At 67.1% G+C, this 20,991-nt stretch carries 18 protein-coding genes and 2 pseudogenes; 7 read left to right on the top strand and 13 right to left on the bottom strand.

Translation table 11 applies throughout. The features are described 5' to 3' along the window. Positions 1 to 320 precede the first annotated feature (320 nt). From argH to GJ693_RS05750, 5 genes are read left to right on the top strand one after another with little or no spacing between them, the layout of a single operon-like run. Entirely contained in the window at positions 321 to 1,730 is a 1,410-nt protein-coding gene (argH, locus tag GJ693_RS05770) for an argininosuccinate lyase (RefSeq protein ID WP_197041985.1), read from the top strand. Further along, entirely contained in the window at positions 1,727 to 1,981 is a 255-nt protein-coding gene (locus GJ693_RS05765; protein WP_156255378.1) for a hypothetical protein, read from the top strand. The genes argH and GJ693_RS05765 overlap by 4 nt, the downstream gene beginning before the upstream one ends. Before the next feature lie 3 nt (positions 1,982 to 1,984). Further along, positions 1,985 to 3,250, top strand: coding sequence for a diaminopimelate decarboxylase (lysA, locus tag GJ693_RS05760; RefSeq protein WP_156255377.1), 1,266 nt, complete (start codon positions 1,985 to 1,987; stop codon positions 3,248 to 3,250). Then, the gene (locus GJ693_RS05755) at positions 3,247 to 4,518 is read left to right on the top strand and encodes an MFS transporter (RefSeq protein ID WP_156255379.1); all 1,272 of its coding nucleotides are present in this window, start codon (positions 3,247 to 3,249) and stop codon (positions 4,516 to 4,518) included. Before lysA ends, GJ693_RS05755 begins: the two co-directional genes overlap by 4 nt. Next, entirely contained in the window at positions 4,518 to 6,683 is a 2,166-nt protein-coding gene (locus GJ693_RS05750) for a penicillin acylase family protein (RefSeq protein WP_456238818.1), read from the top strand. The genes GJ693_RS05755 and GJ693_RS05750 overlap by 1 nt, the downstream gene beginning before the upstream one ends. A gap of 21 nt (positions 6,684 to 6,704) precedes the next feature. On the opposite strand, the gene GJ693_RS05745 is transcribed toward GJ693_RS05750, so the two are convergent. The 7 genes and pseudogenes from GJ693_RS05745 to GJ693_RS05720 all read right to left on the bottom strand — a co-directional run bounded on the left by GJ693_RS05745 (position 6,705) and on the right by GJ693_RS05720 (position 12,642). After that, positions 6,705 to 8,219 (bottom strand): M28 family peptidase, encoded by a 1,515-nt coding sequence (locus tag GJ693_RS05745; protein ID WP_156255375.1) that lies wholly within the window; start codon positions 8,217 to 8,219, stop codon positions 6,705 to 6,707. Between the two features lie 112 nt (positions 8,220 to 8,331). After that, complete coding sequence (locus tag GJ693_RS05740) at positions 8,332 to 8,610, bottom strand: HPr family phosphocarrier protein (protein WP_156255374.1); 279 nt, start codon at positions 8,608 to 8,610, stop codon at positions 8,332 to 8,334. Continuing rightward, positions 8,607 to 9,008 (bottom strand): PTS sugar transporter subunit IIA, encoded by a 402-nt coding sequence (locus GJ693_RS05735; RefSeq protein WP_156255373.1) that lies wholly within the window; start codon positions 9,006 to 9,008, stop codon positions 8,607 to 8,609. Before GJ693_RS05735 ends, GJ693_RS05740 begins: the two co-directional genes overlap by 4 nt. Next, positions 9,005 to 9,925 (bottom strand): RNase adapter RapZ, encoded by a 921-nt coding sequence (rapZ, locus tag GJ693_RS05730; protein WP_197041987.1) that lies wholly within the window; start codon positions 9,923 to 9,925, stop codon positions 9,005 to 9,007. Before rapZ ends, GJ693_RS05735 begins: the two co-directional genes overlap by 4 nt. A 210-nt stretch (positions 9,926 to 10,135) precedes the next feature. After that, positions 10,136 to 10,348, bottom strand: a pseudogene (locus GJ693_RS17700) (HPr kinase/phosphorylase); the annotation flags it as partial. Positions 10,349 to 10,351: 3 nt separating this feature from the next. Beyond that, positions 10,352 to 11,893, bottom strand: a complete 1,542-nt coding sequence (locus GJ693_RS05725; protein ID WP_156255371.1) for a sensor histidine kinase — start codon at positions 11,891 to 11,893, stop codon at positions 10,352 to 10,354. A gap of 5 nt (positions 11,894 to 11,898) precedes the next feature. Continuing rightward, on the bottom strand, positions 11,899 to 12,642 hold the full coding sequence (locus GJ693_RS05720) for a response regulator transcription factor (protein ID WP_156255370.1): 744 nt from the start codon (positions 12,640 to 12,642) through the stop codon (positions 11,899 to 11,901). A gap of 216 nt (positions 12,643 to 12,858) precedes the next feature. On the opposite strand from GJ693_RS05720, the gene GJ693_RS05715 reads away from it, so the two are divergent. Both GJ693_RS05715 and GJ693_RS05710 read left to right on the top strand, forming a co-directional pair. Further along, positions 12,859 to 14,466 (top strand): phosphoenolpyruvate carboxykinase, encoded by a 1,608-nt coding sequence (locus GJ693_RS05715; protein ID WP_156255369.1) that lies wholly within the window; start codon positions 12,859 to 12,861, stop codon positions 14,464 to 14,466. Between the two features lie 86 nt (positions 14,467 to 14,552). Continuing rightward, a complete protein-coding gene (locus GJ693_RS05710) occupies positions 14,553 to 16,535 on the top strand; it encodes a DUF2075 domain-containing protein (protein ID WP_156255368.1) in 1,983 nt (660 codons plus the stop codon). Here the strand turns inward: GJ693_RS05710 and GJ693_RS05705 are convergent. The 6 genes and pseudogenes from GJ693_RS05705 to GJ693_RS16790 form a co-directional block, all read right to left on the bottom strand. Continuing rightward, a complete protein-coding gene (locus GJ693_RS05705; RefSeq protein WP_156255367.1) occupies positions 16,532 to 17,269 on the bottom strand; it encodes a phosphoadenylyl-sulfate reductase in 738 nt (245 codons plus the stop codon). The genes GJ693_RS05710 and GJ693_RS05705 overlap by 4 nt on opposite strands. Then, a complete protein-coding gene (locus tag GJ693_RS05700; protein ID WP_156255366.1) occupies positions 17,266 to 17,694 on the bottom strand; it encodes a DUF934 domain-containing protein in 429 nt (142 codons plus the stop codon). Before GJ693_RS05700 ends, GJ693_RS05705 begins: the two co-directional genes overlap by 4 nt. Further along, positions 17,687 to 19,318: a nitrite/sulfite reductase gene (locus GJ693_RS05695; RefSeq protein WP_156255365.1), complete on the bottom strand. Its 1,632-nt coding sequence runs from the start codon at positions 19,316 to 19,318 to the stop codon at positions 17,687 to 17,689. The genes GJ693_RS05700 and GJ693_RS05695 overlap by 8 nt, the downstream gene beginning before the upstream one ends. Next, on the bottom strand, positions 19,318 to 19,605 hold the full coding sequence (locus GJ693_RS05690) for a DUF2849 domain-containing protein (protein ID WP_156255364.1): 288 nt from the start codon (positions 19,603 to 19,605) through the stop codon (positions 19,318 to 19,320). The genes GJ693_RS05695 and GJ693_RS05690 overlap by 1 nt, the downstream gene beginning before the upstream one ends. After that, on the bottom strand, positions 19,590 to 20,360 hold the full coding sequence (gene cobA / locus GJ693_RS05685; protein WP_156255363.1) for a uroporphyrinogen-III C-methyltransferase: 771 nt from the start codon (positions 20,358 to 20,360) through the stop codon (positions 19,590 to 19,592). The genes GJ693_RS05690 and cobA overlap by 16 nt, the downstream gene beginning before the upstream one ends. A 73-nt stretch (positions 20,361 to 20,433) precedes the next feature. Then, positions 20,434 to 20,991 (bottom strand): annotated as a pseudogene (locus GJ693_RS16790) (ribonuclease E/G); the annotation flags it as partial.

Raw genomic sequence — 20,991 nt, 5'->3', positions numbered from 1 at the left:
GCCGGGGCGGCCTTGGTGGCGGCCTTGGCCGGTGCGTCCGGGCTGGCCGGTGCGTCCGGGCTGGCCGGGGCGGCCTGGTTGCAGCCGGCCAGCGCCAGCAGGGTGATCAAGGCCAGGGTCGTGCGCATCGAAATGTTCCTCTCGCGATGCCGCCCCGATAAACAGCGCAGTGGCCCCTGCCAAGCCGGTGTGGCACTGGATGCAGCGAAGGGGACAGGCAGATGACGGTTTCACGGCGCGACGCATTCAAGCTGGCGGCCCTGGGGGGTGTGGTGGCTGCCGGTTGCGGGGGCGGCGGCAATCCACTATCGGCGGCTCCCATGAGCAACGACCCGACCCCCGGCAGCAACACGGCAAACAGCCTGTGGGGCGGCCGCTTTGGCGCCGGCCCGTCGGCGATCATGCAGGAAATCAACGCCTCGATCGGCGTCGATAAACGCCTGTGGCGCCAGGACATCCAGGGCAGCCGCGCGCATGTTGCCATGCTGGCCAAACAGGGCATCGTGTCGGCCGAGGATGCCGCCGCCATCGACAAGGGCCTGCAGCAGATCGCCGCCGAATATGCGGACGGCAAGCTGGTCGAGAATCTGGCGCTGGAGGATATCCACCTTCACGTCGAGACAAGGCTGAAGGAGATCATCGGCCCGGCCGCTGGCCGCCTGCACACCGCGCGCAGCCGCAACGACCAGGTGGCGGTGGATTTCCGGCTGTGGGTGAAGGCCGCCTGCGCCGAAGCCGATGCCGCGCTGAAGGGCCTTATCACGGCGCTGCTCACCCGCGCCGAGGAGCATGCCGATACGATCATGCCCGGCTTCACCCATCTGCAGGTGGCGCAGCCGGTAACGCTGGGCCACCATTTGATGGCCTATGTCGAGATGCTCAGCCGCGACCGCGGCCGCTTTGCCGATGCGCAGCGCCGCATGGACGAATGCCCGCTCGGCGCGGCCGCGCTGGCCGGCACCAGCTTCCCGATCGACCGGCAGATGACGGCCAAGGCGCTGGGCTTTGCCGGCGGGCCAACGCGCAACAGCCTCGATAGCGTGTCGGACCGGGATTTTGCGCTGGAGTATCTCAGTGCAACTCACATGACCGGGCTCCATTTGTCCCGCCTGGCCGAGGAAATGATCATCTGGGCCAGCCAGCCGTTCGGTTTCATCACCCTGCCCGACGCCTGGTCCACCGGCAGCAGCATCATGCCGCAAAAGCGCAACCCCGATGCCGCCGAACTGGTGCGCGCCAAGGCCGGGGCGTTCCTGGGCGCCTACACGCGCCTCTCGACCGTTATGAAGGGCCTGCCGCTGGCCTATTCCAAGGACATGCAGGACGACAAGGTGACGGTGTTCGCCGCCCATGACGACCTCGGCCTGTGCCTCGCCAGCATGACCGGCATGGTCGGGACGGTGACCTTCAACAAGGCGAAGATGCGGGCTGCTGCCAACAGCGGCTTTTCCACCGCCACCGATCTGGCTGATTGGCTGGTGCGCGTTGCCAATGTGCCGTTCCGGGAGGCCCATGAAATCACCGGCCACTGCGTGAAGGCGGCCGAGGCCAAGGGCACGGATCTCAACGGCCTGACCGATGCCGAGCTGGCCGCCATCGACAAGCGCATCACCAAAAAGGTGCGCGACGTGCTCTCCGTGGAAGCCAGCGTCGCCAGCCGCACCAGCTTTGGCGGCACCGCGCCGGCCAATGTGCGCGCCGCCATCACGGCGGCGAGGGCAAAGCTGTGAGGCGCGGCCTCGCCCTGGCCGCGCTGCTGCTCGTAAGCGCCTGCGGCAAGCAGGGCGCGTTGGAGCCGCGTGCGGGCCGGCCGGCGCCGGAACGCTCCGAAACCCAGACGCGCGCTGCCACCCCGCAGGAAATGCTGAAGCTCGACCCACAGGCGGTGCCGACCCGCGTTGACGATCAGAACGGCCCGCTGCCCGAACGCGGCAATGATCCGTTCAACCTGCCGCCACCGCGGGACAGGACCAGGAACTGAGCCATGGACCATTTCCAGTTCCAGAACGGCGTCATGCACGCCGAGGGTGTCAGCCTTGAAATGCTGGCGGCCACCGTTGGCACGCCCTTCTATTGCTACAGCAGCGCCACCATGGAGCGGCACTTCAGCGTGTTCCTCGATGCCGTGGCCGGGCTGGGGGATGGTAACCCGCTGGTGGCGTTCGCGGTGAAGGCCAATCCCAACCTCGCCGTGCTGGCGACGCTGGCACGGCTGGGCGCCGGCGCCGACGTGGTGTCGGGCGGCGAGATGGCACGCGCGCTGGCCGCCGGCATCCCGGCGACGCGCATCGTGTTTTCCGGCGTCGGCAAGACCCGCGCCGAACTGGCGGCCGGCGTCGAGGCCGGCATCCTGCAGTTCAACGTCGAATCCGAAGCCGAGATCGACATGCTGGCTGCCGTTGCCGCCGCCAAAGGCGCCACGGTCGAAATCGCCATCCGCATCAACCCGGCGGTCGATCCCAAGACGCACGGCAAGATCTCGACCGGCGGCGCCGATGCCAAGTTCGGCATCCCGTGGGAACGCCTGCCCGCCGCCTTCGCCCAGGCGGCCGCCCATCCCAATTTGCGCCCCGTCGGGCTGGCGGCGCACATCGGCAGCCAGTTGACCGATCTGGGACCGGTGGAAGACGCGATCCGCAAGCTGGGCGAACTGGCGCGGCAGCTGGAAGCCCTTGGTCATATAATCAAGCGCATCGATGTCGGCGGCGGACTGGGTGTTCCCTATCGCCGTGACCTGCCGGCACCGCCACCGCCGGCCGACTATGCCGCGATGGTCGCCCGCGCCACCGAAGGTTGGCCGTGGCGGCTGATGTTCGAGCCCGGCCGCATGATTGTCGGCAATGCCGGCGTGCTGGTGAGCGAGGTGATCCTGACCAAGGAGGGCGCGTCGAAGCATTTCGTGGTGGTCGATGCCGCGATGAACGACCTGCTGCGCCCGTCGCTCTATGGCGCGTGGCACGATATCCTCGCCGTGCGCCCGAAGGAAAAGCGCACGGTGGCCACGGTCGTCGGCCCGATCTGCGAGACTGGCGACACCTTCGCCGAGGATCGCGAGTTGGAAGATGTGCGGGCCGGCGACCTCGTCGCCTTCATGACCGCCGGCGCCTATGGCGCGACCATGGCCAGCACCTACAACTCCCGCCCGCTGGTGCCGGAAGTGATGGTGAAGGGCGCTGAATGGGCCATCGTCTCGCAGCGCAACCAGCCCGCCGCGATGCTGGCGCTCGACGCCAAGGCGCCGTGGCTCTGAAACAGGCGTCCGCCAGTCGCATTCTTGCTGCCAGCCTCGTCGGCACGGCAGTCGAATTCTACGATTTCTACATCTACGCCACCGCCGCCGCGCTGGTGTTCGGGCCGCTCTATTTCCCGTCGGAGAATCCGCAACTGCAACTGCTGCTCAGCTTCGCCAGTTTCGCCGTGGCCTTCGTGGCCCGGCCGATCGGCGCGCTGGTGTTCGGCCATTATGGCGACCGGCTGGGCCGCAAGTCCACGTTGGTCGCCTCGCTGCTGCTGATGGGCGGCTCCACCTTCGCCATCACCTTCCTGCCCACCTATGCCGCCATCGGCGTCGCCGCGCCGGCGATCCTGTGCCTGCTGCGCTTTGGCCAGGGCTTTGGCCTGGGCGGCGAATGGGGCGGTGCGGCGCTGCTGGCGGTGGAAAATGCGCCCGATGGCTGGCGCGGCCGCTATGGCATGTTCCCGCAACTGGGTGCGCCGGTGGGCTTCATCGCCGCCAATGGGCTCTTTTTGGCGCTTGGCCTGTTGCTCGATGATGGCGAATTCCTCGAATGGGGCTGGCGGCTGCCGTTTGCCGGCTCGATCCTGCTGGTCGGCATCGGCCTGTGGGTGCGGCTGACCATCCTCGAAACACCAGCCTTCGCCGCCATGCTGGAAAGGGAAAAGCCGCCGGCGGTGCCATTGGCCGAGCTTGTCCGCTTCCACGGCCGCGCCACCTTGTGCGGCATCGCCACCGCCGTCACCTGCTTCGCCATCTTCTACATCGCGACCGCCTTCGCGCTCGGCTATGGCACCACGATACTGGGCTACAGCCGCGAGGCCTTCCTGCAGCTGCAGCTGGGGGCGATCCTCTTCCTCGCGCTGGGCATCCTCATCGCCGGCTGGCTCAGCGACCGCAGCTCACCGGAACGCGTGCTGATGATGGGCAGCGTTGCCAGCATCGCGCTCGGCGCTGCCATGGGGCCATTGATGCAGGCCGGCACCGGCGGGGTGTTCGCCTTCCTGTCCCTCGGCCTGTTCGTGATGGGCTTCGTCTATGGGCCATTGGGCGCGTTCCTCACCGGGCTCTTTCCGGCGCGCGTGCGCTACACCGGCGCCAGCGTCACGTTCAACCTGGGCGGCATCATCGGCGGCGGGCTGACCCCGGTGATCGGCGCCGCGCTCGCCAGCACGTACGGCATCGGCGCGGTCGGCTGGTATCTCGCCGGTGCGGCGCTGCTGAGCGCTGCTGGCCTCGCGCTCTTGCCGAAGGGGGAAGCGGGTTCTAGCGTTGCGGCATGATGATCCGCACGCTCACCCTCTCCGCCCTTCTCGCCACCTCGGCCATCGCCTCACCGGAAACCGACCGCTGGGCCCTGGAAAAGGCCGCCGTCACCATCACCCGCGATGATTTCGGCATCCCGCACATCAAGGGCAAGACCGACGCCGATGCGGTGTTCGGCATGATCTATGCCCAGGCCGAAGACGACTTCAACCGCGTCGAAACCAACTTCATCAACGCCCAAGGCCGCCTCGCCGAAGCCGAAGGTGAAAGCGCCATCTGGCGCGACTTGCGCATGAAGCTGTTCATCGATCCGGCCGAGCTCAAGGCGCAATATGCCACCGCGCCCGCCTGGCTGAAATCGCTCTGCACCGCCTGGGCCGATGCGCTGAACTATTATCTCGCCACCCACCCCGCCGTGAAACCGCGCGTCATCACCCGCTTCGAACCGTGGATGGCGCTGAGCTTCTCTGAAGGCAGCATCGGCGGCGATATCGAGAGCATCAACCTCGGCAAGCTGGAGAGCTTCTACACCGGCCAGGCCGTCAAGCTGTCGGCCGTTGAACTGGGCATCGAGCTGCTCGAACCCGCCGGCTCCAACGGCATGGCGCTTGGCCCGTCGCGCTCGACCAGCGGCGATGCGCTGTTCCTCATCAACCCGCACACCAGTTTCTATTTCCGCAGCGAAGCCAAGGTGGAAAGCGGCCAGGGCCTTGATGCCTATGGCGCCAGCACCTGGGGGCAATTCTTCGTCTATCAGGGCTTCAACCGCCACACCGGCTGGATGCACACCAGTTCCGGCGTGGACAATATCGACGAGTTCGCGCTCACCGTCGAAAAGCGCGGCGGCACGTGGCATTATCGGCACGGCACCGCCTGGAAGCCACTGGCGGAAAAGACCATCGCCATCCCCTACCGCGCCGCCGACGGCACGATGAAGAGCCGCAGCTTCACCACCTGGCGCTCGCACCACGGCCCGGTGATCCGCGCCGAGAATGGCAAGTGGATCGCGATCAGCCTGATGCACCGCCCGGTCGCGGCGCTGGAGCAGAGTTTCCTGCGCACCAAGGCGACCGATCTGGCCAGCTATCTGAAGGTCGCCGAGCGCCGCGCCAACTCGTCCAACGCCACGCTGTTTGCCAGCGACAAGGGCGAAATCGCCTATCTCCACCCGCAGTTCGTACCCATCCGCGACAACAAGTTCGACTGGCGCCACCCGGTCGATGGCAGCGACCCCGCCACTGACTGGCAGGGCGAACACACGCTGGCGCAGCTGCCCAGCGTCGCCAATCCCAAGAGCGGCTTTGTCTTCAACGTCAACAACTGGCCATGGACCGCGGCCGGGCCGGACAGCCCGAAGCAGGCGGATTATCCGCGCTACATGGACTCAGCCGGTGAAAATCCGCGCGGGCCGAACGCGCTGCGCTTGCTCAGCGGCGACCGCAAGTTCGATCTCGATGGCCTGCTGGGCGTCGCCTACGACACCTATTTGCAGGGCTTCGCCGACACCATCCCCGGCCTTGTCAAGGCCTGGGATGCGCTCCCCGCCGGCGCGCAAAAGGATCGGCTGGCCGCGCCCATCGCGGCGCTGAAGACCTGGGATTATCGCGCCAGCGAGACCTCGGTGCCCACCAGCCTCGCCATCTTCTGGGGCGACGAGATGGTGAAGCGCTTCGGCCCGGTCGCCAAGCTGGATGAGGAGGCGCTGGTGCCCTATCTTGCCAGCGCCAAGGTGCCGGATGATGCGCGCCTCGCCGCGCTTGATGCCGCCGTCGGCCGCTTGGCCGGCGATTTCGGCGGCTGGGATGTGCCCTGGGGACACATCAACCGCTTCCAGCGGCTGACTGGCAACATCAACCAGCGCTTTGACGACAAGCTGCCGTCGGTCGCGGTGCCCTTTGCCAGCGGCAACTGGGGCAGCCTGCCCAGCTTTGGCGCCCGGCCCGAAGCCGGCACCAAGCGCTGGTATGGCAGCTATGGCAACAGCTTCGTTGCCGTGGTGCGTTTCGGCAAGGACGGCCCCGAAGCGCGGGCCGTCCACGCCGGCGGCATCAACAGCAACCCCGCCTCACCCCACTTCCGCGACCAGGCCGAACGCTATGCCACCCACAACTTTCGCAGCGTCTATTTCACCGATGCGCAGCTCAAGGGGCATGTGGAGAAGAGCTACCGGCCGGGGGAGTGAGCGCCACAGCGCACTCTCTGTCTAAGGGCGCGCAACCGGCACAACCACAGGCAGCGGCTTGGCCGTCGGCTTCTCCGCCGCGTTCGCCGCCGTTTCCACCAGCGTGTAGAAGAAGCGGTTGAAATCGCGCGCTGCATCGAGGTCCATCGGCGTGGCGATATCGTCCTGCGGGCGGTGGTAACGGCGCTGGTACCAGTCGCGGTAGATCGCCTCTTCCGGGCTGCGCGGATCGTAGGCGAAGACGAAATTCACCGCCGGGATGCCCTCGACCATGAACGGCCAGCTATCCACGCGGCTGATCAGGTTGCGCAGCGGTTCCTTGTCGGGGCGGACTTCGATCTTCAGCCCTTCCGCCACCGCCTTGGCCGTTTCCGCCAACGAGTTCAGCCCCAGCCCGTGCAGGGTGAGCGCCTTGAGCGGGAAGAGCGGGCGCAGCTGGTCGAGGTTGATGACGCCGGCAATCTGCGCCTTGGGCACGGTGGGGTGTGCCAGCCACCAGCGCGCGCCGAGCAGGCCCTTCTCCTCCGCCGTCCACGCCGCAAACAGCACCGGCCGGGCATAGCCCTTGCCACCCCGCCGCTCCGCCAGCCGGGCGAGCAGCGCCACATAGGCGGCATCATCGAGCGTGCCGTTGTAGAGCGCGTCGCCATTGACCGGCTCGCCAAAGCCATAGCCATCGATATGGGCGCCGAGCAGCATGACCTCTTGCGCCTTCGTCTTGTCGGTGCCGGGCAGCAGGCCGAGCAGTTGCTCGGCGGTGAAGCTGCGCTGCGCCGTGGTCAGCCTTGCCTCGAAACGGCCGGGCAGATCGAAGCTTTCCAGATCGCGGTGATAGGTCGCCTCGGTCAGGATCGCGGCGGCCAGCCGGCCGGAACCGGCAATCAGGGTCGCCAGCGCCGCGCCATTCACCCTGAATTGCGGCAGGCCGGTGGGCAGCGGGTTACCCTCATGCGCCACGGCGCGGGCATAGGCATCGGGCCAGCGCGGCGGTTCGAGGCTGAAGCCGACATCGTCGATGGCGAGCAGCGCAATGGCCCCGGCTGCCGTCACCGCCGCCAGCCGTTCGGCGGCGATGGCGCGGCCAGCACGGCGGCTGCCATAACAGACGGCGATCTTGCCCTTCAATTCCGGGCCAACCTCACCCTTGCTGCAATAGCCGGCGAAACGCATCGCGCCGGACAGCGTGGCCGGCAGATCGGTGGCCGGGCGCGGGGTGATGTCATGCAGGAACTTGAGCGGCGCGGCGCTGCCATCGGGGTTCACCACGCGCATCGCGGCGGCCGTGACCGCCACCTCGTGCAGCTTCACGGCCTGGCGGAAACCGCCGTTCTCGCCGGCCGGTTTCAGCTTGGCAGCCCTGAACCAGCGCTCCACCAGGTCGATGGCGCGGGCGTGGCCGGGGCTGCCGGCATCGCGGCCCTCCATCGCATCGCTGCTGAGCTCAGCGGTGTGGGCCAGCCAGGCCTTGGTGTCGGCATCAGGCCCGGCGAACACAGGGGTGGCGAGGAGGGCGGCGGTGAGGAGGAGATGGCGCATGCGGCGACCATGCCCACCCCTAACCCCTCCCGCAAGCGGGAGGGGAGCCGATTGGGCCTGGCCGGAATACTCCCCTCCCGCTTGCGGGAGGGGTTGGGGGTGGGAATACCCCTCAATCCTCGCCGAACTTGTCCAGCACCAGCCCGGCCAGTTTGGCAACGGCAGCCTCGGCATCCGGGCCGGTGGCGCTGATGCTGATGCTGTCGCCCATCGCGGCGGCCAGCATCATCAGGCCCATGATCGAGGTGCCGGTGACCGACGAGCCATCATGGCTCACCGTCACCTCGGCATCAAAGCTGGAAGCCACGGTGACGAACTTGGCACTGGCGCGCGCGTGGAGCCCGCGCCGGTTGGTGATCGGAACCTCGACGGGGCCGGCCGCTGCGCTCAAGCGGCCTCGCCCAGCATGCGGCTGGCGACCGCGATATATTTGCGCCCGGCATCCTGCGCGGCCTGCACCGCGGCTTCCACCGTGGCGTTCTTGCGCACGCTGGCCAGCTTGATCAGCATCGGCAGGTTGACGCCGGCAATCACCTCCACCTGCGGGCCGAGCAGCGAGATGGCAAGGTTGGAGGGGGTGCCGCCGAACATGTCGGTGAGGATGATGACGCCCTGGCCGCTGTTGCAGCGCGCGACGGCCGCGGCGATGTCGGCGCGGCGCAGTTCCATGTCGTCATCGGCGGCAATGCAGATCGGTTCGACGCCGCCCTGCGCGCCGACGACATGCTCCATCGCCGCCACGAACTCGGCGGCCAGGCGGCCGTGCGTTACCAGTACAAGTCCAATCATCGCGGATCGCCGTCACGCCTTTTTTGCGAGTCTGTCAATGGGTCGCCCGCCACCACCGCCGCATCACCGGCCTGTTTTGCGATATCCCGGTGCACCAGCGCCACATTCTGGCCCGCCTGCTCCAGCCGCGCCGCCAGCGCCCGCGCCACTGCCACGCTGCGGTGCCGGCCGCCGGTGCAGCCGATGGCGATGGTCAGATACGCCTTGCCCTCGCGGGCATAGCCAGGGAGCAATGAGCGCACGAGATCGTCGATCTTGTCGAGCGTCGGGGCATAGAGCGGATCGGCCGCAACATGCGCTGCCACCCGCTCGTCTTCGCCAGTCAGCGGCCGCAGCGCGATATCCCAATGCGGGTTGGCGAGGAAGCGCATGTCGAACACCAGATCGGCATCGCGCGGCAGGCCGGCCGAAAAACCGAAGCTGAGGATCGTCACGGTCAGACCGGGCGAGAAGCCGCTGCCAAAGCGCTCGGCGATGCGGGCGCGCAGATCGGTGACCGAAAGATCGGTAGTGTCGATCACCAGATCGGCCCAGCGCTGCAACGGCGCCAGCAGCTCGCGTTCGGCGCGGATGCCGTCGATGGCCGGCCGATCGAGCGCCAGCGGGTGACGGCGCCGGGTCTCGGAAAAGCGCCGGATCAGCACATCATCGCCGCATTCGAGATAGATCAGGCGCGCATCGCGGCTGGAGTCGCACAGCGCAGCAACCCGGGCACCGAGCGCCTTGGCATCAAAGGCGCGCGTGCGGCTGTCGATGCCCAGCGCCAGCGGGCGATCGCCGGCGCCGGCGATCAGCGCGTCGAACAGCGACAGGGGCAGATTGTCCACCACCTCGTGGCCGCTGTCTTCCAGGGCGCGCAGCACGGTCGATTTGCCGGCGCCGGACAGGCCGGAAATGATCAGGATCGGCGGGCTCATCGCGCCCTTAGTGCCGGGAAGGCCATGAATTGCCAAGGCCCGGGCGGCCCGCTGCGGCGCGGACTCGCCGAACGGATCAAAGCGCAGCAGCGGCACCGTCTGGCCAGCCAGTGGCAGATGATCAATCTCGGGCAGGCGCTCCGCCGGGCGCGACAAGTCGAGCGCCAGCGCCACCGGCGCAGGTGCGGTCGGTTCGGGCACGATGCCCACCCCGCGCACCTCCATCAGGCCGGCGAGCCGCGGCGGCACGCTGGCGATGATCTGGCCCGCCTCGGCCGCAATCACCACCCGGTCATCCGCCACCAGCCGCCAGCCCGCCGCCACCAGCCGCAACGCCAGGTCGGACTTGCCGGCCCCCGACGGGCCCAGGAGCAGCACGGCCCGGCCATCGAGGGCAACCGCTGTGGCGTGGAGCGTCTCCATCGCTCAAACGGCCGGCAGGATGACGCGGAACAGGGCGCCGCCGCCGGGCGCATCCTCCACCACGATCTGGCCGCCATGTGCAGCGACAATGGCGCCGGCGATGGAGAGACCCAGGCCGGAATGGCGGCCGAAATCCTCACCTTCCGGGCGTTCGGAATAGAAGCGCCGGAAAATGTCACGGCGATTGGCGGGCGGCACACCGGGGCCCTGGTCGCTCACCGCCAGCACGACCCCGCCAGCGTCGCGGCCCAGCTCCACGCCAACTTCGCCGCCGTCGGGCGAGAAGCTGATGGCATTGTCGATCAGGTTGCGCAGCACTTGCGCCAGCCGGCTGGCATCGCCTTCGATGAACAAGGGCCGGGTTTCCCCGCGCCGGGCCACCCGGACGCCACGCGCCGGCACCGAAATGCCATAGGCGGCCACCAGTCCGTCACACAGGGCCGCGACATCGATGGGTTGGAAGCCGGTGCGCGACAGTTCGGCATCGAGCCGGCTGGCATCGGCGATGTCTGTGATCAGCCGGTCGATGCGGCCGACATCGTCGCGGATCACGCCCAGCAGTTGGGCGCGCAGTTCGGGCTTGTCCACCCGGTCGAGCACCTCAACGGCGGAGCGCAACGAGGCCAGCGGATTCTTCAATTCATGCGCCACATCGGCGGCAAAGGCCTCGGTCGCATCGATCTGGCGCCGGAGCGCGGTGGACATGTCGGAAATGGCGCGGGCCAGCGCGCCAATCTCGTCGCGCCGGTCGGGCAGGCGCGGCACGACCACTTCGCGGCTGCGCCCCAGCCGCACCCGGTGCGCGGCAATCGCCAGCATTCTGAGCGGCCGCACAATCGTCCGCGCCAGATAGAACGACAAGCCCAGCGTGAGCGCGGTGACGCTGAGCAGCAGCCAGGCCGAGGTCAGCCGCTCACGGCGCAGGATGCCCGCCAGATCGTCCGCCGAATCGGTGAGCAGCACGGTGCCGATCCCCGGCACCGGCGCGGCCGCCGTGACGATCAGGCTGCCATCGCTGGCCCGCCGCAGATCGGTGACCGGCTGCGCAGCGGTGCGGCTGCGGGCGAGTTCCGGCCAGATGCTGGCGCTGTCCACGGCGGGTTCGGCATAGGCCGAGAGCGTGCGGAAACCGAGCACGGCATCCAGCGCCCGATCAATGGCCTTGGCCGAGGCGCGCCGCCAGCCATAGGCCGCCGGATCTTCCACCACAAAGCGTGGGTTCTTCGGATTTTGCCAGTTGTCGGCCAGCCTGGGGCCGGCTTCGGCATATAGGCGCACGCGGGTGCCGCGCTCCAGCCCCAGCCGGGTGATGGCACCGGCGCGGGCATCGTCGGGCAGGTCGGTCATCAGCCGCGCCACCGTCACCGCTTCATTGGCCAGACTGGCGGTGCGTTCATCGAGCAGGCGCGATCGCACCGTGTCGAGATAGAGCAGCATGATCGCCAGCACGATCACGGCCAGCAGGTTCACCGCGAAGATGCGGGCGCGCAGGGATCCAAAGCCGAGGCCCCGGCGCCATTCCTGCACCGCCTCCTCGGCACCCACTGCGCCTATTCCTCGTTGAAGCGATAGCCGACGCCGTACAGCGTCTCGATGGCCTTGAACTGGTGATCAACGGCGCGGAACTTCTTCCTGAGCCGCTTGATATGGCTGTCGATGGTGCGGTCATCCACGTAGACATCGTGGGAATAGGCCGCGTCCATCAGCTGGTCGCGCGACTTCACGAATCCGGGACGGGCGGCCAGCGTTTCCAGGATCATGAACTCGGTGACGGTGAGCGCGACATCGCCGCGGCGGCCTTCGCCGGCATCCCAGAACACGCGGTGGCGGGCCGGGTCCATGGTCAGCCGGCCGCGCACGATCGGATCGGCCGCCGGCGTGTCCTCGCCGGTTTCCGGCGCGGCGCGGCGGTTGGCGGTACGCCTGAGCACGGCGCGGATGCGCTCGATCAACAGGCGCTGGCTGAACGGCTTGCCGATATAATCGTCGGCGCCCATGGCGAGGCCCAGCGCCTCGTCGATCTCGGTGTCCTTCGATGTCAGGAAGATCACCGGCACCTGGCTCTTCTCGCGCAGCCGGCGCAGCACCTCCATCCCGTCCATGCGCGGCATCTTGATGTCGAGCACCACCAGGTCGGGCTGGTTCTCGATCAGCGCCTTCAGCGCGGTGTCGCCATCGGAATAGAGCCGCACCGCAAAGCCTTCGGCCTGCAGCGCAATCGATACCGAGGTGAGGATGTTGCGATCATCATCAACCAGGGCAATGGTGGGAGACGGCGGCGCTTCAATGTCCATCGTCGCCCTATGTGGAACCTTGAACGGCCACTGGCAAGAGCGGGCCCGAAGCGGCGAGGCACCCCCTCCTGTCGCCCCCTCCTGCTGATTGCGACAGGGCATGGCTGGCATGCGCCGGAAACAGGCTCGGCTTCTTTGACGAATACGTATGCGTAAGCTATGCGGACTCGAAAATCGGGCGGCACCAGCCGACCTGGTGATGAGGGAGAATCCACCGTGCCGTCGACCGTTGTGCCCGCCCATGGACTTGACAGCCAAGGGCTCGTCACGCCGGCCGCCCTGCACTGGAATCTGCTCACCGGCCCGCTGGTGGAACTCGCCGTGCAGCGCGGCGAAGGCCTGCTTTCGGAACATGGCGCGCTGGTGGTGAAAACCGGCAAGCACACCGGCCGCAGCGCCAACGACAAGTTCATCGTGCGCGATGCCAAGACCGACGGCAGCATCTGGTGGGACAAGAACAAGAGCATCACGCCCGCACAGTTCGCGGCCATCAAGGCCGATTTCGAAACCGCTTTGAAGGGCAAGAGCGACCTGTTCGTGCAGGATCTCTATGGCGGCAGCCAGCCCGAACACCGGGTGAAGGTGCGCGTCATCACCGAGTATGCCTGGCACAGCCTGTTCATCCGCACCCTCTTGGTGCGCCCTGAACTGGCCGATCTGGCGGCGTTCATCCCCGAATACACGATCATCGATCTGCCCAGCTTCAAGGCCGATCCGGCCCGCCACGGCTGCCGCAGCGAAACCGTGGTGGCGGTCGATTTTGAAGGCAAGATGATCCTGATCGGCGGCACGGCTTACGCTGGCGAGATGAAGAAGAGCGTCTTCTCCATCCTCAATTACCTGCTGCCGGAAAAGGGCGTGATGCCGATGCACTGCTCGGCCAACATCGGCCCGGCTGGAGACACCGCCATCTTCTTCGGCCTGTCCGGCACCGGCAAGACGACCCTCTCCGCCGATGCCAGCCGCACGCTGATCGGCGATGACGAGCATGGCTGGTCCGACACCGCGGTCTTCAATTTCGAGGGCGGCTGCTATGCCAAGATGATCCGCCTCTCGGCCGAAGCCGAGCCGGAGATTTACGCCACCACCCGCCGCTTCGGCACGGTGCTAGAAAATGTCGTCATCGATCCCGTCACCCGGAAAATCGACCTGGATGACAGCAGCCTGGCGGAGAACAGCCGCGGCTCCTACCCGATCGATTTCATTCCCAACGCCTCCGCCGACAACATGGGCCCGGTGCCGCGCAACATCATCATGCTGACGGCCGATGCGTTCGGCATCCTGCCACCGATCGCGCGGCTGACCCCGGATCAGGCCATGTACCACTTCCTGTCCGGCTACACCGCGCGCGTCGCCGGCACCGAGATCGGCGTGACCGAACCTGATGCCACCTTCTCCACCTGCTTCGGCGCGCCGTTCATGCCGCGTCATCCGTCGGTCTATGGCAATCTTTTGAAGGAGCGTATCGCCAAGGGCGGCGTGGACGTGTGGCTGGTCAACACCGGCTGGACCGGCGGCGGCGCCGGCACCGGCGGCACCGGCACGCGCATGCCGATCAAGGTGACCCGCGCGCTCCTGAATGCAGCGCTCGACGGCAGCCTGAAGACCGCCGAGTTCCGCATCGACGAGAATTTCGGTTTCGCCGTCCCGGTCTCCGTGCCCGGCGTCGAACCCACCATCCTCAACCCGCGCGAGACTTGGGCCAACAAGGCCGAATATGACGCCAAGGCCAAAGCCCTGGTCGGCATGTTCATCGCCAACTTCGCCCAGTTCGAAGCCCATGTGGACGCCAGCGTGCGGGAGTCGGCGCCGAAGGCCGCCTGAACCGGCAAACCAATAACAAAAGGGGCGGCCGGCAACGGCCGCCCTTTTTCGTTGCAGGTCAGGGATTGGCCTGGCAGCCTGGCGCCATGAAGCGCGCCTGGTTTGATGCTCCCGCAGACGTGTTTGCCAAGGCGACGCCCGAATTGGTGCTTGGTCACCTCACCAAATCCACCCTATTCCCCGCTGAATTGCCGCAAATCGCCGCCTGGCAATTCACGATCACGCATCTCAAGCACTTGGCAGAGGCCCTGCCCGACGCGCATGTCTTCATGGAATTTGCCATTCCGCGCATGGGCAGACGCGCCGATGCCGTGATCGTGGCCGGCCCGCTGATCCTGGTGCTGGAATACAAGGTCGGCGAGCGCGCTTTTGCCCGCCATGCGGCCGAGCAGGCCCATGGGTATGCGCTCGATCTCAAGAATTTCCATGTCACCAGCCACGACAAGGCGATCGTCCCCTTGCTCATCGCCACGCAGGCGCCGCCGCAGCAATTGGGCCTGGGCTTCTGGGCGCCCGACAAGGTGCATGCGCCGATCAATCTGGCGCCTGACGATGTGCTGCCCAGCATCCAGCGCCTGCTCGCCACCGGGACGGGCAGCAAAATTGACGCCGAAGCCTGGGCTGCCGGCGCCTATCGCCCGACGCCGAGCATCATCGAGGCCGCCGAAGCGCTCTATGCCGGTCACGACGTTGCCGAAATCTCCCGGTCCGAAGCCGGCGCGGAGAACCTGTCGCGCACGGCCACGGCAGTGGAAGCCGTCGTCACCCAGATGCGGGACACTGGCGGCAAGGCCATCTGTTTCGTGACCGGCGTGCCGGGCGCCGGCAAGACCCTGGCCGGGCTCAACATCGCTTGCGGCCGGCTTGCGCGCGATGTTGGCGAAGATGCCACCTTCCTGTCGGGCAACGGCCCGCTTGTCGATGTGCTGCGCGAAGCCTTGCGGCGCGATCAACGAGCGCGGATGCCGAACCGCGGACGCGAGGCCGAGCATCTGGCCAATCGCACACCCGACAAGTTCATCCAGAACGTCCACCATTTCCGCGACGAATATCTGGCCGTCGATCAGTTGCCGTCTGAACATGTGGTGATCTTCGATGAAGCCCAGCGCGCCTGGGACCGGGCAATGACCAGTGACTTCATGCGCCGCAAGCGTGGGCAACATGGTTTCGACCAATCCGAACCCGGCTTTCTGCTATCGGTGATGGACCGTCGCCCGGATTGGTGCGTGGTGGTGTGCCTGATTGGCGAGGGACAGGAGATCAACCGCGGCGAAGCCGGCGTGGCGGAATGGCTGCGCGCCTTGCAGTCCGACCTGCCGCACTGGCAAATCTTCCTGCCGCCGCACCTGTTGGCCGACGATGGCCCGCTTGATGGCGGCTTGCGCTGGCACGTGTCGCGGCGAGCGGCCGCGCCATCACCTGACTTGCACCTCGCCACGTCGGTGCGCTCATTCCGCGCTGATCGTGTCTCGGCGTTCATCGCGGCGATGCTGAACCATGACGCGGCAGCGGCGGCACAATTGCGGCCAGACCCGGAGCAGTTCCCGATCTGGCAGGTGCGCGATTTGTATCGGGCGCGTGCCTGGCTCCGACAGCAGCGTCGCGCTGGTGAGCGTGCGGGTCTGCTCGCATCGTCTAATGCGCTGCGATTGAAGCCGGAAGGGCTGCACGTGAAGGCGCCCATCGACGTGTGTCACTGGTTCCTGAACGGCAATGATGATGTGCGTTCCTCGAACGCGCTGGAAGATGTGGCGACGGAGTTTGCGGTGCAGGGCCTCGAACTCGATTGGTGCGGCGTTGCCTGGGATCTCAACTTGCGCCGCGCCCCTGACGGCTGGGAAGCGCGCGAATTCCGTGGCACGCGCTGGAACGCCATCCGCAGTGAGACTGACAGACTGACGCGTGCGGACTATGTGCGCAACGCCTATCGCGTGCTGCTCACCCGCGCGCGGCAGGGGATGGTGATCTTTGTGCCCAAAGGCGATGCCGCCGATGCCACTCGACCACCGGCAGAATTTGACGCAATTGCCGATTGGCTGTCCGACTGCGGTATTCCCGATCTGCCCTAGAACACCGGCTGGTTGTGAATCCCGCACTCGGTCTTGTCCCAGTGGCGCCAGCGGCCGGCGCGGGGGTCTTCGCCGGGTTGGACTTGGCTGGTGCAGGGCTGGCAGCCGATGGAGGGGTAGCCGGCGGCTTCGAGCGGGTGGCGGGGGAGTTCGCGGGCCGCAAAATGCGCGTCGATGGCGGCCTTGTCCCAATCGGCGAGCGGGTTGATCTTCAGGCGGCCTTCGTCCAGCTCGAAGCGCGGCAAGCCTGCGCGGCCGGCCTGGAAGCCCTTGCGGCCGGAAATCCAGGCGTCAAACCCGGCCAGCGCGCGGCGCAGCGGCTCGACCTTCCTCAGCTCGCAGCAGCCATCGGGATCATAGGCCCAGCGCAAAGACTTGTCGTCGCGGCGGGCGATTTCATAAGGGTCGGGCCGATAGACGCGCAGATCGGTGAAGCCCAGTTGCTCGGCCAACGTGTCGCGATAGGCCAGGGTCTCGCCGAACATCTTCTGGGTGTTGATGAAGATCAGCGGGATGCTCTTGTACACCGCGGCGACCAGATCGAGCAGCACCGCCGATTCCGCCCCGAACGAGGACACGGCGGCAACGCGGCCCTTCAATTCGCCACCAAGCAACTCGGCCAGCATGTCCGCCGTGCTGACACCGGCGAAGCGCGCGTTCAGCGCCGCCACCGCTTCGGCCGTGAAGGCCGGCGCAGTGTCGATCACGTCGGGCGCGCGCGCCGGCTCGCTCATGCGCTTGCCTGCTCGCGCAGCGCCCACACCGGCTGCAGGCCGTCGGTCGCCTTCATGTAGACGAAGGGGAAGCGCGTCAGCGTGCGTTCCGCCACCGCCGGGTCGATCGGGGTTTCGGGCAGCACCGCGTCAAAACCGGCGCGGACGAGGAAGCTCAGCTGGTCGACATAGAGCACGCCAACCGCGCGGATCTCGCCGGTAAAGCCCGCCTCCCGCAGAATGCGGGCGCTGCTGTAACCGCGGCCTTCGCGGAACTTCGGGAAGCTGATGTCGATGCGCTTGAGGGCGCCGAGGTGCGGAACCAGCAACCGCGCATCCTCGTCCGGCTCCAGCTGCACGGCGGTGCCGCCCGGCTGATAGTCGGTTAGCGGCACGGCCGGCGCCGTGTGTTCGGGATCGGTGCGCAGACGATAGACTTCAGCCATAGACGGCCTCCTTGAAGGGTTCGGCGCCGACGCGGCGATAGGTGTCGAGGAAACGCTCGGCCGGGCCGGCGCGCAGCGTCTTGTAACGATCGATGACTTTCTCGACCGCGGTAACGATGCCATTCTCGTCAAAGCCCGGGCCAAGGATCTTGGCCAGCGTCGCGTCTTCGGCGCCGGAACCACCCAGCAGCAGCTGGTAATTCTCCTCGCCCTTGCGGTCGACACCCAGGATGCCGATGTGGCCGGCATGGTGGTGGCCGCAGCCGTTGATGCAGCCCGACACCTTGATCTTCAGCTCGCCCAGATCGGCTTCCTGCGGCGCCAGCTTTACCGCCAGTTTCTGCGCGATGGGGATGGAGCGGGCATTAGCCAGGGTGCAATAATCGAGGCCAGGGCAGGAAATGATGTCCGACGCGCGATCGAGATTGGCGGTGGCCAGGCCAGCGGCCTTTAGCACCTGCCAGATGTCGAACAGATCGGCGCGGCGCACATACGGCAGCACCAGGTTCTGCGCATGGGTCACGCGGATCTCGTCGCCGGCATAGCGCTGGGCAAGATCGGCGATGATGTCCATCTGATCGGCCGAGGCGTCGCCGGGGATTTCGCCCGGCGCCTTCAGGCTGATGGTGACGATAGCATAGCCCGGCGCCTTGTGCGGGTGCGTGTTGACCGTCACCCAGTTGGCGAATTCGGCGTTGGACAGGTCAATCGCCACCGGCGCATTGGCGTCGAGCACTGGCGGCGCGAAGTGTGCGGCGATGCGCGCCAGTTCCGACGGCGGCGGATCGAGGCCGAGCGGTTTGACCAGCGCCCATTCTTCCTCCACCTGGCGGGCGAATTCGGCGGCGCCCAGATCGTTGACCAGGATCTTGATGCGCGCCTTGTAGATATTGTCGCGGCGGCCGTGGCGGTTATACACGCGCAATATGGCCTCCATGTAGCTGAGATAGTCGGCGACCGGCAGCCATTCCCGGATCACGTGCGCCAGCATCGGGGTGCGGCCCATGCCGCCGCCAACCAGCACCTTCAGGCCGATCTCGCCGGCCTCGTTCTGCACCAGTTCAAGCCCGATATCGTGCAGCTTGATGGCGGCGCGGTCGATCTTGCTGCCGGTCACCGCGATCTTGAACTTGCGCGGCAGGAACGAGAATTCCGGGTGCAGCGTCGACCATTGCCGCAGCAGTTCGGCATAGGGGCGCGGATCGGCGATCTCATCAGCCGCGGCCGCGGCAAACTGATCGGAACTGATGTTGCGGATGCAATTGCCGCTGGTCTGGAAGGCGTGCATCTCGACGCTGGCCAGGTCGGCGAGCAGGTCCGGCATCTCTTCCAGTTTCATCCAATTATACTGGATATTCTGGCGGGTGGTGAAATGGCCATAGCCGCGGTCATAGCGGCGGGCGATGTGGGCCAGCATGCGCAGCTGGCGGCTGTCCAGCGTGCCATAGGGGATGGCAACACGCAGCATATAGGCATGCAGCTGCAGATAGAGGCCGTTCATCAGCCGCAGCGGCTTGAAGGCTTCTTCGCTGATCTCGTTCTTCAGCCGGCGTTCGACCTGCTCGCGAAACTCGGCAACGCGGGCATCGACAATCGCCTGATCATATTCATCGTAACGGTACATCAAATGGCTTCCACGGGCAGGGACGGCAGGGCAAAATCGGGGCGGACGCTGGGGCCGACGGCGCGCACACGTTCCCGGGTCGAGCGCGGGCGCCAGCCATCGGGCGTGGCATCGACATCGATCAGGGTGAGATCGTTGATGCGCTCCTCCGGCAACAGACGCGCCAGCAGGGCCTCGCCATCGTCATCGACGGCGACAGCGTCCTTCAGGTGGAGGCTCCAGTCAGAGCCGGCCCACCACAGCACGTCGCCGGTTTCGAGGCGGTTTCCGGTCAGCAGGCGAGGCATGCGGTTTCCTTCAGCTTTGCGCGCGCCGCCGGCAGAGCAGCAACGTCGCCAACAATGATCAGCGCCGGGGAGGCGATGGCTTCACGTTCGACCAGCCCGGCCAGATCGGCGAGCAGGGAGGTGACGAGGCGTTCATTGGCCTGGGTGGCGCGTTCGATGACGGCCACCGGCGTGTCCGGCGCCAGGCCATCGGCCATCAGTTTCTCGGCAATCGGCGCGGCGCCAGCGAGGCCCATGTAGATCACTAGCGTGCGGCCCTTGCCGGCCAAGCCAGCCCAATTCTGTTCGGCGAGGCCACGGCATTCGCCAGCGACGAAACTGACCATGGAGGCATGATCGCGGTGGGTGAGCGGCATCAGCGTCGAGGCCGCTGCGCCATTGGCTGCCGAAATGCCCGGCACGACATGCACCGGCACACCGGCAACCAGCGCGGCATCCACTTCCTCGCCACCGCGGCCGAAGATGAACGGGTCGCCGCCCTTCAGCCGCACCACCGTGTGGCCGGCACGGGCTTCGCCCACCAGCAGATCGCCAATGGCCTCCTGGGCCAGCGTGTGGCGCGCGCGGCGCTTGGCCACCGAAATGCGGCGGGCATGGGCCGGGATCAGCGCCATTACCTCGTCGCCGACCAGCCCGTCGTGCACCACGACATCGGCCGCCGCGAGCGCGCGGACGGCGCGCAGGGTCAACAGGTCAGCCGCGCCAGGGCCGGCGCCGACCAGGAGAATCTGTCCAGAGTGTGGGTGAAAATCCATGCTCCCCCCTTGCCGCAATGCGCGAGCAGGGGGGAGCAAGGCTTTCTTTGGCTTGGCCTAGGCCGGCTTTGGCTTAACCGAAGGTGCGTTGCCACCAGCCCTTGCGCGGCGGGGCGGCAGGGGCGTCATTGGCCGGCTCGGCAGCCACCTCGGCCGCCGGCTCAGCCGCCACCGGCGAAGCGACGGCCGGTTCGACATCGGCATCGGCCTTCTTGCGGCGGGTGCGCTTGGGCTTGGCGTCTTCGGCTATCGGCTCCGGGGCTGGCTCGGGCGCGGGTTCGGGCTGGGCTTCGATCACCGGTTCCGGTGCTGCTTCGGCGTCGACCTTCTTGCGGCGGCTGCGCTTCGGCTTGGCATCCTCGGCCACGACGTCCGCAACCGGCTCCGGCGCAGCTTCAACGACCACATCCGGCACGGCTTCGACATCGGCCTTCTTGCGGCGGCTGCGCTTGGGCTTGGCGGCAGGTGCTTCGGCCTCCGGCGCCGCAGCCTCGGCGGGGGCGCTGTCGCTGTCGTCACCAACCGCGGCCGGCGCGCGATCACTGCCAGCGCGGCGACCTCGGCGGCCACGACGGCGACGCTTGCGGCGGCCGCCATTTTCGCCAGCCTCGGTCGCGCTGTCGCCCGACTC

The organism is Sandarakinorhabdus oryzae (assembly GCF_009733735.1).
Lineage (GTDB): Bacteria > Pseudomonadota > Alphaproteobacteria > Sphingomonadales > Sphingomonadaceae > Sandarakinorhabdus > Sandarakinorhabdus oryzae.
Note: the sequence above shows the minus strand (reverse complement) of the source record. Positions and strands in the feature narration are given on the sequence as shown.

Bases quoted from the DNA above. Each gene is read 5' to 3' on its own strand.
- argH (WP_197041985.1), top strand. From the start codon at position 321: ATGAGCAACGACCCGACCCCCGGCAGCAACACGGCAAACAGCCTGTGG.
- lysA (WP_156255377.1), top strand. From the start codon at position 1,985: ATGGACCATTTCCAGTTCCAGAACGGCGTCATGCACGCCGAGGGTGTC.
- GJ693_RS05750 (WP_456238818.1), top strand. From the start codon at position 4,518: ATGATCCGCACGCTCACCCTCTCCGCCCTTCTCGCCACCTCGGCCATC.
- GJ693_RS05745 (WP_156255375.1), bottom strand. From the start codon at position 8,219: ATGCGCCATCTCCTCCTCACCGCCGCCCTCCTCGCCACCCCTGTGTTC.
- GJ693_RS05735 (WP_156255373.1), bottom strand. From the start codon at position 9,008: ATGATTGGACTTGTACTGGTAACGCACGGCCGCCTGGCCGCCGAGTTC.
- rapZ (WP_197041987.1), bottom strand. From the start codon at position 9,925: ATGAGCCCGCCGATCCTGATCATTTCCGGCCTGTCCGGCGCCGGCAAA.
- GJ693_RS05720 (WP_156255370.1), bottom strand. From the start codon at position 12,642: ATGGACATTGAAGCGCCGCCGTCTCCCACCATTGCCCTGGTTGATGAT.
- GJ693_RS05710 (WP_156255368.1), top strand. From the start codon at position 14,553: ATGAAGCGCGCCTGGTTTGATGCTCCCGCAGACGTGTTTGCCAAGGCG.
- GJ693_RS05705 (WP_156255367.1), bottom strand. From the start codon at position 17,269: ATGAGCGAGCCGGCGCGCGCGCCCGACGTGATCGACACTGCGCCGGCC.
- GJ693_RS05700 (WP_156255366.1), bottom strand. From the start codon at position 17,694: ATGGCTGAAGTCTATCGTCTGCGCACCGATCCCGAACACACGGCGCCG.
- GJ693_RS05695 (WP_156255365.1), bottom strand. From the start codon at position 19,318: ATGTACCGTTACGATGAATATGATCAGGCGATTGTCGATGCCCGCGTT.
- GJ693_RS05690 (WP_156255364.1), bottom strand. From the start codon at position 19,605: ATGCCTCGCCTGCTGACCGGAAACCGCCTCGAAACCGGCGACGTGCTG.
- cobA (WP_156255363.1), bottom strand. From the start codon at position 20,360: ATGGATTTTCACCCACACTCTGGACAGATTCTCCTGGTCGGCGCCGGC.